This window comes from Deltaproteobacteria bacterium, from assembly GCA_019309045.1.
Lineage (GTDB): Bacteria > Desulfobacterota > Syntrophobacteria > BM002 > BM002 > JAFDGZ01.
The window spans coordinates 16,426-32,991 of the sequence record JAFDGZ010000033.1 but is presented as its reverse complement, the minus strand read 5'-3'; the positions used below and the strand labels follow the sequence as shown (position 1 = coordinate 32,991).

Below are 16,566 nucleotides of genomic sequence, written 5' to 3'. Positions count from 1 at the left end.
TGTTTTGGGATCAGCACCCACCAGTTTTGCCGGATATCGTTTGCCGTTGGCGAGAAGCACCTCGATCTTGGTGGCGCCGCCCGCCACGTGGTTGTTGGTGAGGATATGCCCTTCGGCATCCATGATCATCCCTGTGCCCAATCCCTTCAACTCACGTTTGAACTTGCGGGGCATCTCAGGAAAGCCAAAAAAGTAGCGAAAGAAGGGATCCTCCTGAAAGGGCAGCAAGGGATTTATCACCTCCTGACGTTCGGTAACCTCGATATGGACTACTGCGGGAATTGTCCGCTCCGCCACCCACTCGATGGCTCTGGCGAAATCAATAGATTTTGCCGCGCTTGCCGGAGCCGGTGGTGAAACTGTCTCAACTGCTTTTTGCGGCTCAGCCTCCTTCGTGGACTCCGAGGTTTGTTGGGCGCAACCACTGGAGATGGCGATTGCAAGAAACATGAAGATCGTGCCAATTAGGAAAAACTTGACGCCCCAGCGGACAACCATCTGAGTGTGCCCAGAAACACCGTCTTCCATGACCAACCCTCCTTCTGTCCTGCTGCCACAGTATTTCTTCATCTCTGACAGCTCCTGTCACCGCCGCCAGCGCCAACCCACAGCCTTGTATTTCGGGCCGACAATCAGCAAGCTGTTGGCAATGGTGGACTGAATGAGTTCCATCTTGCTGCCAAATAGAATCTCCCTGACCACTCCATGCCCATAGGCCCCCAGGATCACAAGCGCATCGTGAGGGACCTCATAAAGGTTCTCCTCAAAGCTCCCTGTCTCAAATCTGTACCACTCTCGAATGTTATTTTCCAGATCCTCTTTGATATTTTCATCGTCAATAACCTGTTCGTAGGTATGTTGAAAGTCCTTTTCCATCTGGGTAAATATGTCTATGGGCAATCCAGTCGCTTCATGGATGCGCAACCCCAGTTTGAGGGCGCGGGCAGCATTGGCCGAACCGCCGAAAAACACTGCTATGCTGTGCCACTCTTTGTAGACTGCACTCGGAATGAGTACCGGAAAATGTGCCGCCCTGACGATATGCCTTACCCTGGGCCCAATGTGACCCAGGCCCACCCTGGACGACAGGTCACTCATGCTGCGGGGGCACGACATAAAATCGAAATTGGTCGGCACATCGGGCAATGTTGAGGCGGTGAACTCCTTGGGCTTGAAAAACTCGGGGGCAACGCCTCCCTGCTCGGCTATGGCGCCAGCATGTTCCACAGCGGTTTGAGGCCATTTGAGATAGGAATTGTCCAGGTCAACCTGTACCACCTCATTTCCAAAATACATTAAAAACTTGGTAAACTCAGGAACATAGATGACCAGCTGGACACCCACCACCCTGCAAAAATAAACAGACTGCAACAGAGTTTCCCTGCCGAGCGGCGTATTTCTAAAAACGTGCAGCAGTCTAGCGTACATCGTTGTCTCCCATTGGTAAAAAGTGAAAAGTCAAAAGTCAAAAGTCAAAAAAATTCAAAACATACGTGGAACGTACAACATCTCGGCAACATGTCGGTAGGCGCAGACTTTAGACTGCGTTGCCAGTCTCAAGTAACGGCGGAGGGCGCAAGGTAAATGCATGTCATTCACCGTTACCGTGACCCTCTACCGTAACGGGCATCGTAACCGTAGCCATGGCCAGCCCCGATCGCGGCAGGGTGCCGCACCCACCGCCTCTTTCCCAATAACCGATAACTGATAACTGATAACCGGACAGCCGCTAACCTGCAAAATCTCTAGACCTCTAGAAACCATATTCATATAATGCTGTCAACAAGGTAAGTCACGAGCCCGGATATTTCCAGAAAAGGTCTTTGATTATTGTCGCCGCTTCCAGTCCTTTGCAGGCGATGAATATCGTTCCACTACCCTCTATGTTGTGGGAAGCATTGTTATGATACGGTATCTCTCGAAGACATGGTTCTGGTTCAGCATCTTTGTCTGCCTGCAGTTCAGCAGCTCTCAGCCGGGATGGACAGGGCAAACCGCAGGCTCCAGCACCAGTTATTCTTTACTGACCCTGCAGGAAGCTATCCAGATGGCCCTGCGGTATAACCCGAAGATCACTGCTGCCCAATCTCTGCTTGATGCCTCCGGGGCCCGCGTAAAAGAGGCTCGCTCTGGTTTGCTGCCCCAACTCGAGGTCAGCGAAAATTTTACCAGAACGGACAGTCCCGTTGGTGTTTTCAGCTCTAAACTCAATCAGGGAGTATTCGAGCAGAAAGACTTCGAGGTTGACAGACTCAACAATCCAAACGCCATAAACAATTTCGCCACCAACTTCACTGTTACCCTGCCGGTATTTGATAGCGGCCAGTCCTGGATTGGTCTCAGCCAGGCCAAGCTTAATCAGCAGGCAGCTATTATGGCAGCAACGCGAACCAGGCAGCAGGTTATTGCTGAAACCGTATTTTCCTACGCCGGCGTCCAGCTGGCCCAAGAGAATGTCAGAGTTGTAGAGCAGGCCTTGAAAACAGCTCGAGCCCACCTGAAACTGATCCGTTCTCGTCACGCCAGCGGCCTGGTGTTGAAAAGTGACCTGCTGCGGGCCGAGGTTCGTCTGGCCCAGGTGGAGCAGGAAAGATTGCAGGCGCAGAGTGAACTGGAAATTGCCCGCGCTGCTCTGAGCGCCGCCATGGGCTTAAGAGTACACCAGGTGTTCCGCCTGCCACCATCTCCGCAAGCAGAGCGCCAGTTGCAAAACTCCCTAGAGGATTGGCTGCAGAAAGCCGTGGAGCATCGACCGGATCTGGCTCGACTGAAATATGAGGAAATGATGGCCAGCAAAGAGGTCGCCAAGGCAAAATCAGCCCATCTGCCCAGCCTCCACTTTACAGGCAACTACCAGATCAATACCGAAGACTTCAGCAACAGCGAAGACAACTACAGCGTCGGCGCCACCCTGAGTCTGAACCTGTACAGCGGCTACAATCTGCAGGCAAGGGTGGCCGAGGCCAGGGCCAGGCTCGCTCAGATGCAGGCCAAACGCCAGCAACTGGAACTCGGCATCGCTGTGGAAACCAGACGGTCCTACCTGGAGGCGCAGAGTTCCTGGCAGTGTATGCAGGTAGCCAGAGGCGCCATAGCCCAGGCGGAAGAAGGCCTGCGCATTGTCAGCAACCGCTACAAAAACGGCCTCAACACCATCGTCAACTTGCTGGACGCCGAAGTGGCGCTGCAGCAAGCCCGCCGCAATTATTCCCGGGCGCGTCATGACTACACCGTGGCTAGGGCAAGACTGGCCCTGGCTGCAGGAACTCTGCAAGAAAACTTCCACTAGGGAATCATGCTGGAGTGCCTTACATGAAACTGAAACCTCAATATCATTTCATCTTTGCCCTGCTGCTGTTGGGCTGCGGTTGTAGTGACAAGATCGAGCCGGGTACGGCAGAGGTTCAGCACCCGCTGGTAACCGGCGTCCAAATCGCAACAGTGAGGCTGGAGTCGCAGCCTGTGATCTATAACGCCGTGGGCACAGTGCGGGCCGGTATAACCAGCAGCCTGGCTGCCGAAGTAATGGGCACGGTCAAAGCCGTCGAGGTGCGCGAAGGTGACCAGGTCAAGGCCGGCGGGATCCTGATCAGGCTCGATCAACGGCAGGCCAGAGCCCAGCTGCGAGAGGTAAGAGCAACATTGAGTGAGGCAGAACAGGCACTCAGGGCGGCCTTCTCAGCCCGCGACCAGGCCAGGTCCACTGCGCAGCTGGCTGCTGCCACCTACCACCGCTACCAGTCACTCAAACAGGAAGAATCAGTCAGCGCCCAGGAATTCGACGAAGTGGAAGCCCGCTACCTGGAAGCCAGGGCCGCCCGTGAACGGGCAGAAGCCATGGCGTCTGCTGCCGCCTCAAGAGTCAGACAGGCCCGCGCCGCAGTGGCGGCGGCGCGAGTGAGGCTGAATTACACCCTGATCAAGGCGCCCCATGACGGCATCATCACCGGCAAATTCGTGGATGAAGGCGATCTCGCCATCCCCGGCCGAACCCTGCTAACTCTGGAAACTACCCATGGCTACCATCTGGATCTGGTAGTGCCCGAAAGATATATCGAGCAGGTGCACCTGGGGCAGATGGTCTCAGCAGCCATTCCTGCTTTAAGTCTCACGGGCCTGGCAGGTACGGTCAGCACTATAGTACCTGCAGCAGATCCTGACAGCCGCTCTTTTTTGATCAAGGTTGCCCTGCCACCCGGGGCAGCTCTCAGATCGGGCATGTTTGCCCGGGTCAATATTCCTCTGGGCCAGCAGCTGCAGATCCGGGTACCCAGATCAGCCATAATTCGCCAGGGTCAGCTCACTGGCATCTACCTGGTGGATGGCGACAATGTAGTCCACTTTCGTTTGCTGCGACTGGGCAGAGTCTACCCGGAGGTTGTGGAAGTGCTCAGCGGGCTGCAGCAAGGCGAACGTTACGTGGTCGAGGTGATTCCTTCGCTGGTTGACGGCGCCAGGGTGGAGGAAGCCTCATGAAACAAGAGCCTGGACCCGCAGGTAGAATAGCCCAGCTGTTCATCGATTCCAAGCTGACGCCTCTCATCATTGTTGCTTCAATCTTCCTGGGATTGGCTGCCGTCTATATGCTCCCGCGGGAGGAGGATCCGCAGATTATCGTGCCCATGATCGATGTCTTCGTCCGCATGCCAGGAGCCAGCGCCAAAGAGGTTGAAGAGCGGGCAACCAAGCCCATGGAGAAGCTGCTCTGGGAAATTCCCGGGGTCGAATACATCTATTCCACTTCGAGCCCTTCCTCGTCCCTGGTAATAGTCCGTTTTTACGTGGGGCAGGACGAGGAGGAAGCCATTGTCAGACTGCAGTCGAAGCTGTTGGCCAATTTTGATCGTATTCCGCACGGAGTGTCGCCGCCTCTGGTCAAGCCGCGCTACATCGACGACGTTCCAGTACTGACATTGACCTTCTGGGGTGAGGATGTGGACCACTATACCCTGCGGCGGGTGGCAGTAGAGGTTGAAGATGTGGTGAAGCGGCTGGACAATGTCTCTCTCACCAGCGTCATAGGCGGGCAACGCCGGCAGGTCAAAGTGCAGTTGGATCCAGCCCGCCTGGCAGCCTTCCATCTGCACGCCGACAGGGTGGCAGCCATGCTGGCCGCCGCTGACCAGGAGGCGGACCTCGGCAGCTTTCCATCTGTGAAGGGAGAAATCAAAATTCACACCGGCGGCTTTCTGCGCAATCTGGACGATGTGGGCCGGGTCGTCGTCGGAGTGTACGACAACAGACCCGTGTATCTGCGCGACGTTGCCGACCTGGTGGACGGGGCTGCCGAGCCGGACCAGTATGTCTTCCTTGGTTTTGGACCGGCAGCAAGAAAGGAGGCCCATGCCAGTCAAACCAGGCTGGGCCTTTATCCTGCGGTGACACTCACCATTGCCAAGCGCAAAGGCACCAATGCAGTTACCCTGGCCGAGCAAGTACTGAAAAAGATCGAGGAAAGTCGAGGCACATTGATTCCAGACAACATCAAAGTGACCGTCACCCGGAATTATGGAGAAACAGCACAGGAAAAGTCAAATGAACTCCTTGAGCACATGTTCATTGCCATATTCTCGGTTAGCCTGCTCATCTGGTTCAGTCTGGGACGGCGCGAGTCTGGTGTAGTTGCCATTGCCATACCAGTGACTCTCTCCCTATCACTCGCTGTCTTTTACCTCTATGGCTATACTCTCAACCGCGTCACTCTCTTCGCCCTCATTTTTTCCATCGCAATCCTGGTGGATGATGCCATCGTGGTGGTGGAAAACATTGTCAGGCATTTTCATTTGCCGGAAAACAAGGGGCGCTACTTTTCCGAGGTTGCGGTAGAGGCAGTCGACGAAGTGGGCAATCCAACCATCCTTGCCACCTTTACAGTAATCGCCGCCCTGTTGCCCATGGCCTTGGTCGGCGGGCTCATGGGGCCGTACATGCGGCCCATTCCGGTCGGCGCCTCTGCAGCCATGGTCTTTTCCCTGTTGATTGCCTTCATTGTCACCCCCTGGGCCTCTACCCTGCTGCTCAAACACAAGGGCAGCCACCCTGCTGCAGTTCATGAGCACCGGGAGGACTGGAGCACCAGGCTTTACCGCAAGATCATGACCCCGCTGATCGAAGTCCCTTTCTGGCGCTGGATTTTCCTGATCGGGGTGGTCGTACTGCTCATAGTTTCCTGCGCCCTCGTTCCCCTGGGCTGGGTGAAGGTGAAAATGCTTCCTCTGGACAACAAGAGCGAGTTCCAGGTGATCCTGGACATGCCGGAGAGCTCCACCCTGGAAGAAAGTACAGCTGTGGCCATGGAGATGGCCGACTATCTCAAAACCGTCAATGAGATCAGCAATTTCGAAATATACGCCGGAACTGCAGCGCCCTTCAATTTCAATGGCCTGGTGCGCCACTACTACCTGCGCCGGAGTCCTCATATGGCAGACATCCAGATTAATCTGGCTGGCAAGAGCCACCGTCGAGCGCAGAGCCATGAAATAGCCAAGCGGGTGCGGCCAGCCTTGAAGCGCATAGCCGAACGGCACCATGCCCGGGTCAAAGTGGTAGAAGTGCCGCCGGGGCCGCCGGTACTTTCCACGCTGGTGGCGGAAATCTACGGACCGCATTACCAGCGGCAGCGACAGATTGCCCGACAGGTGCTGCAGATTTTCGACGACACACCAGGAGTGGTCGACACTGACTGGTATATGGAGGAGGAGCAAACCAGAATAAATCTACTCATAGACAAGGAAAAGGCCGCCCTGCATGGAATCTCAGCCGCTCAAGTCGATCAAACCCTGCAACTCGCCTTGCAGGGAAGGAAAGTCGGCCTGCTGCATCTGCCCAGGGAAAAGGAAGATGTCCTCATAGTGGTCCGACTGCCCCTGGCCGCCAGAGCCGGAGTGCAAAGGTTGACTGCCATCAAGATACCTTCGGCAAAAGGTGGCCTGGTGTCGCTCGCTGACCTGGTTTCTGTGCAGCGTACAGAGATTGACCGGAGCATTTATCACAAGAATCTCATGCCCGTAGTTTATGTGGTGGGCGATGTGGCCGGAGCAAAGGAGAGTCCGGTATACGCCATTCTGGCAATGCGCCACAAGATTGCCGCCCTGCGATTGCCTGAAGGCTACAATATGGCCCAGTACACCAGCCACATTCCCGAGAGCATCAACCGCTATGCGCTCAAATGGGACGGTGAATGGCATATTACCTATGAGGTCTTCCGCGACCTGGGCCTTGCTTTCGCTGCGGTGCTGGTCCTCATTTTTCTTCTCATCGTGGGCTGGTTCCATTCTTTCACCACCCCACTGACGATTATGATCGCCATCCCCTTTTCGCTGATTGGCATACTGCCGGCCCACGGCCTGATGGGAGCTTTTTTTACTGCCACCTCCATGATTGGCTTCATCGCCGGCGCTGGCATTGTGGTGCGCAACTCCATTATTCTGGTGGATTTTATTGAATTGCGAGTGGCCCAGGGCATGTCCCTTGACGAGGCAGTAATCGATGCAGGTGCGGTTCGCTTCCGGCCGATGATGCTCACTGCTGCCGCAGTTGTTGTGGGCGCCTCGGTAATTTTACTCGACCCTATCTTTCAAGGTCTGGCCATTTCTTTGATGGCCGGCGAGGTTGCGTCCCTGTTCCTTTCCAGGATGACGGTGCCGATTCTTTATTATCTTGACAAGCGTTGGGAATTCGCCCACAGGCATGTTCACGAAAAAGGACGGCAGGAGTAGGCGCAGCTATGACAGGGAGAGAGAAGAAAAACTTTCCAGCCCGAGACTAGCAGCACGATTCCCGAGATATCCTGGCTACACATCTTTGCCCTGGGTCTGCCGTTTGAGCTCCTGGCGATACATGTCCAGCAAGCGCGCCTTGGAGACCATGCCGACAAACTTGCCTCTGTGCACCAGCGGCATGGAGTCCATGCCCTTTTCATCCATCCGGCGGAGAATCTCCTTCAACTCTTCATCCGGGCTCGCTCTATCGATTTCGCTGTTCATAATCTCCGCCACCGATACATTTCTGTTGATCTCAGGATTTCTCAGGTAGGGCAGCAGGCGTTCCAGTTCCACCACACCCAGAAACTCGCCGGTCTTGTCATCCACCACCGGATAGTGGCGCCTCGGCTGTTGCGCCGCAGCATCGATAAAATCCTGCAGAGACATGTTTTTTTCAATTGTCAGGAAGCGATCTTCAAAGACTTCTTCTATGTCCAACTCAGCCAGCACACAACTGTCCGTGCCCGGTCTCAGCAGCTGTCCCTTTTCCACCAGCTCTTTCAAATAGAAGGAAACAGGCTCCAGATAACCGCAAATTGTGGTGGAGATGGTCGCCACTATAATAAGAGGCAGCACCACTTCGTAGCCGCCGGTAATCTCCACTATGAGAAAAAACCCTGTAAGCGGCGCCTGCAGCACTCCACTCATGAGGCCTGCCATGCCAAGCAGCGCAAAGTAGCCCTCGTTCGCCCACGGTACAGACGGCCAGAGCAAGAGCAGCGCCCGGTGATAGGTAAGACCTGCAAAGCTGCCAATTACCAGACACGGTGCAAAAATGCCCCCGGATCCCCCTGAGCCCAGGGTAAGAGCGGTGGCGACAATTTTTGCCAGAGTCACCACGGCAACAATCAGGAGACCGGACTGGAAGACTCCTTCAATGGCCAGCCTTACAGACGGGTAGCCCTCGCCGAGCACTGTAGGCAAAAAAAGACCGATGACACCCACCGCACAGCCGCCAATTCCCGCTCGAACCCATGGCGGCAGTGAAACCCTGCTCGAGACCGCATGAACATTTCTGATCATCTTGCCCACCAGCACAGAGGCAAGACCCGTGACAACAGCCAGACCAACGGAGGTGGCAATGTCCAGCGAACCCAGGTGAAAAAGACGATGCGCAAAGGGAATCTGATTTCCTTCCAGCAATCGACTCATCTGGGTTCCGGCCACGGAAGCAATGCCAATGGGAATGATATTGGCAGCGGACCACTCTCCGAGGATGACCTCCATACCAAAGACCATGCCGGCAATCGGCGCGTTGAAGATGGCGGATATGGCGCCGGCTGCACCGCAGCCCACCAGAGCAATACGCTGACGGTCGTTCAGAGAAAAAAAATTGGCAATGTTGGAGCCAATGGCCGCGCCGCTTATTACCACCGGCGCCTCCGGGCCAGCGGAGCCGCCGCTGCCAATGGTCAGACAGGCGGATATCAACCTGGAAAAGCTGGAACGAAAACGGATCAGACCACGGTGCCGGTTCACGCTGTAGATCACCTCGGGCACACCGTGCCCTTCCCCTTCCCTGGTGATTTTCTCGAGAAAAAGCGAAGAGAGGGAAGCCCCTATTCCCGGCAGCACAAACGCCCACCAGATCTGGCGAAACGCCGCCAGCCATTCAACCATGGCTGCCAGCGAGCGGTTCAGGGCAACCGAAGCCACGCCACTGCATGCCCCCACCACTATGCCGATGAGGATGAGCAGAAGTCGATCGTCCAGGCGGAAAAGCTTCCACTTTCCTGGGCTGCGCCATTCTGTCAAAATTTTCATATGACTAGTGATGATAGACCAGAACCGCCAGGATCTCAATCAATAAACTCAGCCACATGGCTGTGTTTACGCTTGAGCATGAGAATGAGTTTGTCATAGCGGCGCAGTCGAATGACAGAGCGGATAATTAGATATGTACCAAGAATGACCAGGCCGGTACAGAGAACCATCAGAGGTATGAGTAGATCAATTACTGCTGAGACATCATAATATCTCGATGTTGCAATAAGCACACTCATTACAGAAAGAGGCAGGGCTATCACCGCAATTCCTGTACGCATGGTAGCGAGAGAGGTTCTCTTTTCAGCCAGCAACAGCTGCACCTCGTTGATGATCACTCCCTCTTGTTCGCATTCCCAATCCTCGGTCATGAACCTCCTCCCGAGTGCTCTGAAGAACGAAAGTTTGCTGGTCTTCAGGATATTCTTCGGCTGCTTACATGCCTTCTTTTGCCACGGCGGACGATCAACAACGCTAAATCCAGGTCAGAGAACCTCGAACCCTTGTTCCGAGAAATGTTTGTCGAAAGCGAAAACTTTTTCTATCTTCTGCAACCGTAGAGTCACAAAGCTCACACAATCCACCAGACTTACTTTGCGTCTGCCGAGGCTGAGCCAGAGTTCTAATGCTCGGCTGTGTACAGACTCATCAGTCCACACTACCACCACCACATCCAGAATATCTCGTTGCCAAAGCCGGGCTGCTTCAAAGCCCAACCGGCCTTGTAAGAGTGCCAGAGTCTCCACTACCACGTAATTGGTTGTCAGGAGCAAGTAATTCTCCACAAGGAGAGAAGTCCACAACCTCACAGCGGTTTCATGATGATGATCTGATCTGTCCATTAACGCATAGAACGCGGAAGTATCCACCAAAAGCCTGTCATCAATCATTCTTGTTCTCCGACATGAGTAGATCTGCTAAATAATCATCATGTCTTTCCGATACATCCCTGAGTCCAGAATCAAACAGTCCCAGGGCGGCCAGGGCCCTCTCCTTCTTGGTTGAAGTGATGCGCTCCTCGTGTTCGCGAAAAAAGGCGATGCTTTCTCTGATTAATTGTGATATGGAAATCTTTTTTTGTGAGGCCCTGGTTCTCAACCACTGCATTTGTTCTTCTTCGATCTGAATCTGCGTGCGAATCATGGTTTCCTCCATGATGGTATGTTTCTAACATCATGTTGTCATGATAACAAAACTGCCATATACGCGTCAAACCAAATAGCGTGGCTGTTTTTCTAGCTGTGGTTGGCAGTTATCGGCTATCAGGAACCACGCAGTTGCAGCAGCTCTCCCCGGTCAGGGGACAGGCTAGCCGCCATCCAGTAAAATAGACTATCTCCCGATGATTCTTATTAAGAATGGACTTCCAGCCACGCTCCAGAGCAGTAATGGTCTGGTCAATCATGGCGCGGCTAAAGAGCCTCTCCCCACGTGACCCTTCATAATATCTACCGGTAGTCGATTGATGAGGACAGATCTGGGTGGGAATGGGCAACGCAGGCTAAAGCCTGCGCCTACCGCCATATTGCCAAAACACCTCCTGATAACCAATAACCGATAACTGATAACATCTCACCGCAAGATCAGCACTGAACTCCGATTTGCCTGCACCAGCTTATCCACTTTCTTGCGGGAGAAAATCTTGGCGAGCGTGGATCTCTGCCCCATAACCAGGGCCATCAATGCCTGCTGGTTTTCCTGGGCTATAAAACTCTCGAGCTGTGTGGGGTCAACCATGCTTATCAGTGGTTTGAGATCCCGGGCAACATAGTACTCCAGGATGAAGTGCATGCTTTTGTCCACCTCGGCCTGCAGCGCCATTCCCTTGCTCAAACCAACAATTTTGAGCCTTGCCTGGTAGGTCGTTACCATCTGATTGATCATCTCCAGGCTGGCCTGGCTGACGCTCTCCTGGTCCAGACAACAGATCACTTCAGTTATCTCTTGCTCGCTGCTTACCACCAGTGCTGAACAGGGGGCTCCATTTACCACTTTTCTGGGAAGAGAGCTGTCAGTGGCCCAGCCGCAGCCATGTTTGTGGTCGCAGCCGATCACCACCAGGTCACTTGCGCCATCCGCTGCTTCCGCAAGGATTGCCCGCACCATATTGCCGGCTCTCAAACGCACTTTCAATTCTTTCCTGCTGCTCTCGCAGACGTAGAGATCTTCCAGCACGGTGTTCGACATGGGTACGAATCTGTAGCCACAACGCTCGGTATTGTACGGCGAACCCGGCTCCTGAAAGTAGCTCAAGAAAACTTCCCGGAAGCGGCGCAGCGTCTGGAATATGCCTGCATCATGCTCCCCGGTCTTTGCCACTATATGACTGTCTGGATGCACTCCCAGAATGGTCACATTTGCCCAGGTATTCATTGCCAACCTGGCCGTTTCTCTGACTGCCTGCTCACTGTAGGGGTTCTCGTCTACCGCACAGAGTATTCTCATCGCAACCTCCTTGCCGGAAACCGTCACTGCCAGGAAAGGAAAATCGGCACCGGGGTAGCTACCAGAAACTTGTAGAAGGGCGTCTTGGTCTTGAATCCCCTGGGCAACAGGGTTGCCAAAAGTCCATAATTTTCCAGCTGCCCGGCCAGTGCCTCAGGTTCGCCGCTTTTCACCTCCACTTTCTCAGGCGCCAATTCCTGCTTCTCCAGGAGTTCCTTGGCAGACTGCAGATCGCCGCGCGCTGCTTCGGCGTCCCCGCCGCCCTCGGCCCCGTCAAACTTCAGATACAGTACATCCAGAGCCAGGCGAGCAGCTGCCATTGTCCGGCTGAATACCTGGACCAACCGGGGGATATCCACATTGTTGCTCAGCAAGATTGCCACCCTTTCGAGTGGCATCAAGTTCTTTACCATGATGAACGGACAGGGCATTCTCTGATACAGCGACGATTGCAGCCGCTTGGTCAGATAGGCCGAGCTAAAGGTGGAGATGGTTCCTTCCAGGAAGAGATCATAGGAGCCGTGCTGCAGCTCTCGCAGTATCTCGTCGTCTCTGTCGCCAAGGACAATCTTTGGCTCTCCAAGGGTGGGACAGTGCGTTCGCTCGGCCCGCATAAGCTGCGCCAGGTCATCTTCTGCCTGGCTCAGCATGGTCCTCTCCCAGGTCAATCTGACCCATCCTGTGCCTACTGAAGAAGAACCCTCTGTTGTGGCTTCCTTGATGTGAATCGTCTGAATCTCTAAGTTCACCTGGCTCGCCAATTGACAGGCACAGCGAAGAGCTATGCTGGATGCCAGATCTGCGGCCACGGGAACAAGTGCTTTAATCATGGTTTCACTCCTTCATCTGTGCTTCCTTCAGGCGGACCTTCTCTTCTGCTTTTCTCACAATCTCCAACAGTTCCGCCCTCTTGAAAGGCTTGGCCACAAAATCGAACACTCCTTTCTGGAAAGACTCCTTCGCCGTTTCCATGGTGGCGAAACCGGTAATTACTATTACTTCGGCCTTATCAGAGCGCTTCTTCACCTCTGTAAGGAATTCCATGCCGTCTATGCCTTCCATCTTGAGATCGGTTATGACAATATCGAATTCCTTTTCCTGCACGCGCTTCATGGCCTTGGTGCTTTGCGTAAACGCTTCAACCTCGTAGCCGGCTTTTTCCAGGGCCGGCTTGAGCCGTTTGGAAACTATGGGTTCATCGTCCAGAATGAGTATCTGTCTCTTTTTATCGTTGCCCATTTGACCTTCCTTTGCTTTCCGGCAGTAAATTACCCGCCGCCAATTTGTTGAACATGGCAATGGCACCATTTACCTTGTCATCGTCAATCATTTGTACGTCCAGCTGCCTGGTAAAAGCAACCAAGTGTCCCAAAACCTTCATCTTTTCAATCATGCCAGAGACGTCCAACTTCTTTATTCTGCCCACCACCAGATCTCCGGTAACATCCACCCGAAAATCATTTTGTTCCAGGATCTCGGCCAGCAGTCTAACCCGCCTCTCCCGGCGCAGCAACTCCGTCACTCCCCCGAGAAAACGGAAGTAGGCATAGTTGTCGTTGATATTCTCGCTGATGTAGGCATCTACCATATTGAAATGATACCCCAGCCTCAGGCTGAGGTTCATATACTGCTGCGACACCACTGCCAGGTTCTGCCCCAGATACTTGGGAGTCGCCAGCTGCGAGGAGAAGGTCCGGGTAAGACTGGACATGAATGACCCCAGATCTACGGACATGGGCTCGGTGCTCCACATGCCGGGATGCGTCATGCCTTCCAGTATTGCCCGCAGGGGCACCGAGGTCACCTGCTCAGGCTGCAGGTCTCCCGAGCCTGCCGCAGCATCTATGCCGCCGCCAATATCAATAAGCAACAGGCCGATAGGGATGTTCAGCTTGAGTCTCCTGGCTGGAGCGTCCGGTTCCTTGCCATGGTACTCCCGGTGAATCAGATGTGCCACCGCCTTCTCGTGAACGAATCGGGTAATGTCATGATATGTCTTGCAGCCTTCAGGGGCAAAGTTTCTCTCATGAGGATTTACCAGATTGAGGGGCGCTATCTTCTTGAGCACCCGCAAGAGCAGGCGGTATTCGTCGCTTTCTTCAAAGGGTTCTTCGGTGAACTCATAATAGCAGAGCTCTTTCACCCTTCCCTCATATACCACGTTCTGTTCCGCGTCCACAGTGATCTCCTGACCAGGCTCCAGAAGGCTGGTGGCTACGCCGGTGTTTACAATAGTTGGCACCCGGAACTCCCTGGCAATGGTGGCCATGTGACCGGTGGGTGAGCCCACATCTGTGAGAATGCCACTGGCCTTCGGCACCACCCTGGCCAAGCGCGGTGAGGTGCGCTTGCTTACAAGTATGGCTCCTGCCGGGAAATTTTCCATATCCTCATCGCTGCGAATGAACCACACAGTGCCGGCGCCTATTCCTCTTTGAGCAATGCTGCCCTTGTCTCTAAATATTATTCGGTGTCCTTCTCCCACGGTGCTGAGGTCGCAGACCAGACTGGCCACCTGTGCCTGGATATTGAGGGGCCTGCTTTGCAAGATGACAAACTGGCCGTCGCGATCCAGAGCCCATTCTATGTCCTGGGGTTTCTTGAAATACCTCTCGATTACCAGTGCCAGTTCAACCAGTCGGCGTATGTGCTCAGCAGCGATACAGGGACAGGTCCGCAACTCCTCTGGCACTGGTACTGTTTCTGTGCCGCCGCCCTCTTTTGGTATCAGCATGGACGTCTTCAACCGCACATTGAATGCCTCCACTTCGTGCGGTGGGATGCGGCTCACCAGGTAGTGATCTCCAGCAGCCTCGCCCGAGACCAGGGGGGCGCCCAGGCCCCATATGGCCTCAATCACTGCAATCTCACGGGCAGGTGCAGTTGGATCCATGGTATAGAGAACACCACTCGCCTCGGCCTGGACCATTAGCTGGCAACCCACTGCCATAGCCACTTCGTCCTCGCCTATCTCCTTTTCCCTTCTGTAGGCCAATGCAGACGGGGAATAACCGCTGGCGACTACCTCCTTGTAGCATTGCGTCAGGTTCTGAACGGGTTCGTTGAGATAGCTCTTGAACTGACCGGCAAAGCTGTGCAGAGAGTCTTCACCCCGGGCACTGCTCCTTACAGCGAAAAACAGGTTGTACCTGCCTACTTTGTCTGCCAGTCTGTCAACACAGCTCTGCAGGTCATTCTGGATTTCCCCTGGAACAGAACCGTCGCAGATGAGTCGATAGATCTCCTCGGCACTTTTCTCATCCAGGGGCTGTTCTCTGATCCTGTCCCAAATGTTATTGTATTCCATGAAGGCCTTGAAGGCAGCAGTGGTAATAACAAAGCCTGGCGATGATGCCAACCCCAGGATATTTACTATTTCCCCTAAATTGGCCATCTTGCCGCCCACCATGTCGCTCGAATCTCGAGGAATCTCCTCGAGGGGTATGACATAGGAGCCTTCACTGATAACCGGTCTGCCGGCAAGCTCCTCTTCAATGTCGTGGTGGATGCGTTCGAAAGCATCGTAGAGATCGAGATATTTTTTTTGGGCTATGATGTTCAAGTCATATATGAGATCCCGAACAAGCTCCCCCACCTCACGGCAGCTCGAGATAATATACTGTTTGTCGAAGACATATTCTCCGCCGAGCTTGTCGCCCATGCCAGCAATTACTTCCAGTATCTTGTTATTTTTTTCCAGGATGTTCTGAAAGGTCTTGAACAGCTCGAGAAAAGTCACTTCTCCAGAACGCTGTCTTCCAGGGAAAATCGTCTTTTTGAGCCTTTCAAGAACGCCCATAATGCTCAGTGTGCACCCTTCTCACCTTTGAATATGACCCCCATGAGCAAACCGGCGGCAATTGCCACAATAGTGGCCAGGAGTCCATACAGGGCTCCATGGTTGAAGGCAAGCACGGTAAGAAAGGCAGGGAATCCCACCTCCTCAACCTCCAGCCAGTTTTTTTCTGTAGCCAGCACTCTGCCGTTGGCCACAGCGATTACCTCCAACAGATACTTGCCCGGGGTGAGCCGCGGCGGAATCTCAACAATCGCTTTGTAAGGTTTGCCGTCGTTGTTCAGCTCCCCATAACTTATGCTGCTCCTCCCTACGGCATAGAGTCCTTCGCTTTTCTTGAGACGAATGAACTCCTCCAGGATAGAGTCAGCATCATCTGCATCCACATCGGAGTCAACACTCATTTCTCTTTTCAGAGAAGTGAAGCCTATGTTCAGTGCCTGCCATTGCTCTGGATTTTCGCGGGCTAGCTCTTGCAATTTTTCAGACAGGCAGAGGAGATACAAGCTCGGTGCATTTCGCACTGTGACGCTACCCAGATTCATCCACAACAGGCCGAGGGCCTTGCCCTTCTTCTTCAGGGCAACTTCCTGGCGCATCCCGGCCAGTCTCACCGCCACCTCGCTGTCTGCCGGCACCACGCCGGAAACAAACACTTTGCTGCCGTTGAAGAAAGCACCAATCTCGATTCGCTCAGGATTCAGGTGGGCAGTTATGCTGTTGGCACGTGATGCAGGAGCCTTGCCCAACAAGAACAAGAGAGCAATAGACTGACAGATAACGATCCTTTTCAGCACC

General features: G+C 54.0%; 14 protein-coding genes. 3 read left to right on the top strand and 11 right to left on the bottom strand.

Translation table 11 applies throughout. The annotated features are described in order from the left end of the window. Window positions 1-570: trypsin-like peptidase domain-containing protein (locus tag JRI89_08870; protein ID MBW2071355.1), on the bottom strand; the 570-nt coding region annotated here is incomplete at its 3' end. A 15-nt stretch (window positions 571-585) separates the two neighbouring features. Continuing rightward, on the bottom strand, window positions 586-1,428 hold the full coding sequence (locus tag JRI89_08865; protein ID MBW2071354.1) for a universal stress protein: 843 nt from the start codon (window positions 1,426-1,428) through the stop codon (window positions 586-588). A gap of 475 nt (window positions 1,429-1,903) precedes the next feature. Here JRI89_08865 and JRI89_08860 point away from each other — a divergent pair, with 475 nt between their 5' ends. The 3 genes from JRI89_08860 to JRI89_08850 are packed head-to-tail and all read left to right on the top strand — an operon-like array spanning window position 1,904 to window position 7,718. After that, the gene (locus JRI89_08860; protein ID MBW2071353.1) at window positions 1,904-3,289 is read left to right on the top strand and encodes a TolC family protein; all 1,386 of its coding nucleotides are present in this window, start codon (window positions 1,904-1,906) and stop codon (window positions 3,287-3,289) included. A gap of 23 nt (window positions 3,290-3,312) precedes the next feature. Then, window positions 3,313-4,476, top strand: a complete 1,164-nt coding sequence (locus JRI89_08855) for an efflux RND transporter periplasmic adaptor subunit (GenBank protein MBW2071352.1) — start codon at window positions 3,313-3,315, stop codon at window positions 4,474-4,476. Then, the gene (locus tag JRI89_08850; protein MBW2071351.1) at window positions 4,473-7,718 is read left to right on the top strand and encodes an efflux RND transporter permease subunit; all 3,246 of its coding nucleotides are present in this window, start codon (window positions 4,473-4,475) and stop codon (window positions 7,716-7,718) included. Before JRI89_08855 ends, JRI89_08850 begins: the two co-directional genes overlap by 4 nt. Before the next feature lie 75 nt (window positions 7,719-7,793). On the opposite strand, the gene JRI89_08845 is transcribed toward JRI89_08850, so the two are convergent. From JRI89_08845 to JRI89_08805, 9 genes are all read right to left on the bottom strand, one after another. Then, a complete protein-coding gene (locus JRI89_08845) occupies window positions 7,794-9,527 on the bottom strand; it encodes a chloride channel protein (protein MBW2071350.1) in 1,734 nt (577 codons plus the stop codon). A gap of 35 nt (window positions 9,528-9,562) precedes the next feature. Continuing rightward, window positions 9,563-9,898, bottom strand: coding sequence for a hypothetical protein (locus tag JRI89_08840; GenBank protein ID MBW2071349.1), 336 nt, complete (start codon window positions 9,896-9,898; stop codon window positions 9,563-9,565). Between the two features lie 114 nt (window positions 9,899-10,012). After that, window positions 10,013-10,417, bottom strand: a complete 405-nt coding sequence (locus tag JRI89_08835) for a PIN domain-containing protein (protein ID MBW2071348.1) — start codon at window positions 10,415-10,417, stop codon at window positions 10,013-10,015. After that, a complete protein-coding gene (locus JRI89_08830) occupies window positions 10,410-10,670 on the bottom strand; it encodes a CopG family transcriptional regulator (GenBank protein MBW2071347.1) in 261 nt (86 codons plus the stop codon). Before JRI89_08830 ends, JRI89_08835 begins: the two co-directional genes overlap by 8 nt. A 429-nt stretch (window positions 10,671-11,099) precedes the next feature. Beyond that, on the bottom strand, window positions 11,100-11,972 hold the full coding sequence (locus JRI89_08825; GenBank protein MBW2071346.1) for a universal stress protein: 873 nt from the start codon (window positions 11,970-11,972) through the stop codon (window positions 11,100-11,102). A 23-nt stretch (window positions 11,973-11,995) separates the two neighbouring features. After that, window positions 11,996-12,802, bottom strand: coding sequence for a universal stress protein (locus JRI89_08820; protein ID MBW2071345.1), 807 nt, complete (start codon window positions 12,800-12,802; stop codon window positions 11,996-11,998). Window positions 12,803-12,806: 4 nt separating this feature from the next. After that, the gene (locus JRI89_08815) at window positions 12,807-13,211 is read right to left on the bottom strand and encodes a response regulator (GenBank protein ID MBW2071344.1); all 405 of its coding nucleotides are present in this window, start codon (window positions 13,209-13,211) and stop codon (window positions 12,807-12,809) included. After that, window positions 13,198-15,771: a pyruvate, water dikinase gene (locus tag JRI89_08810; GenBank protein MBW2071343.1), complete on the bottom strand. Its 2,574-nt coding sequence runs from the start codon at window positions 15,769-15,771 to the stop codon at window positions 13,198-13,200. Before JRI89_08810 ends, JRI89_08815 begins: the two co-directional genes overlap by 14 nt. Before the next feature lie 5 nt (window positions 15,772-15,776). Continuing rightward, complete coding sequence (locus tag JRI89_08805) at window positions 15,777-16,565, bottom strand: TIGR02186 family protein (protein ID MBW2071342.1); 789 nt, start codon at window positions 16,563-16,565, stop codon at window positions 15,777-15,779. Between the last annotated feature and the right edge of the window lies 1 nt (window position 16,566).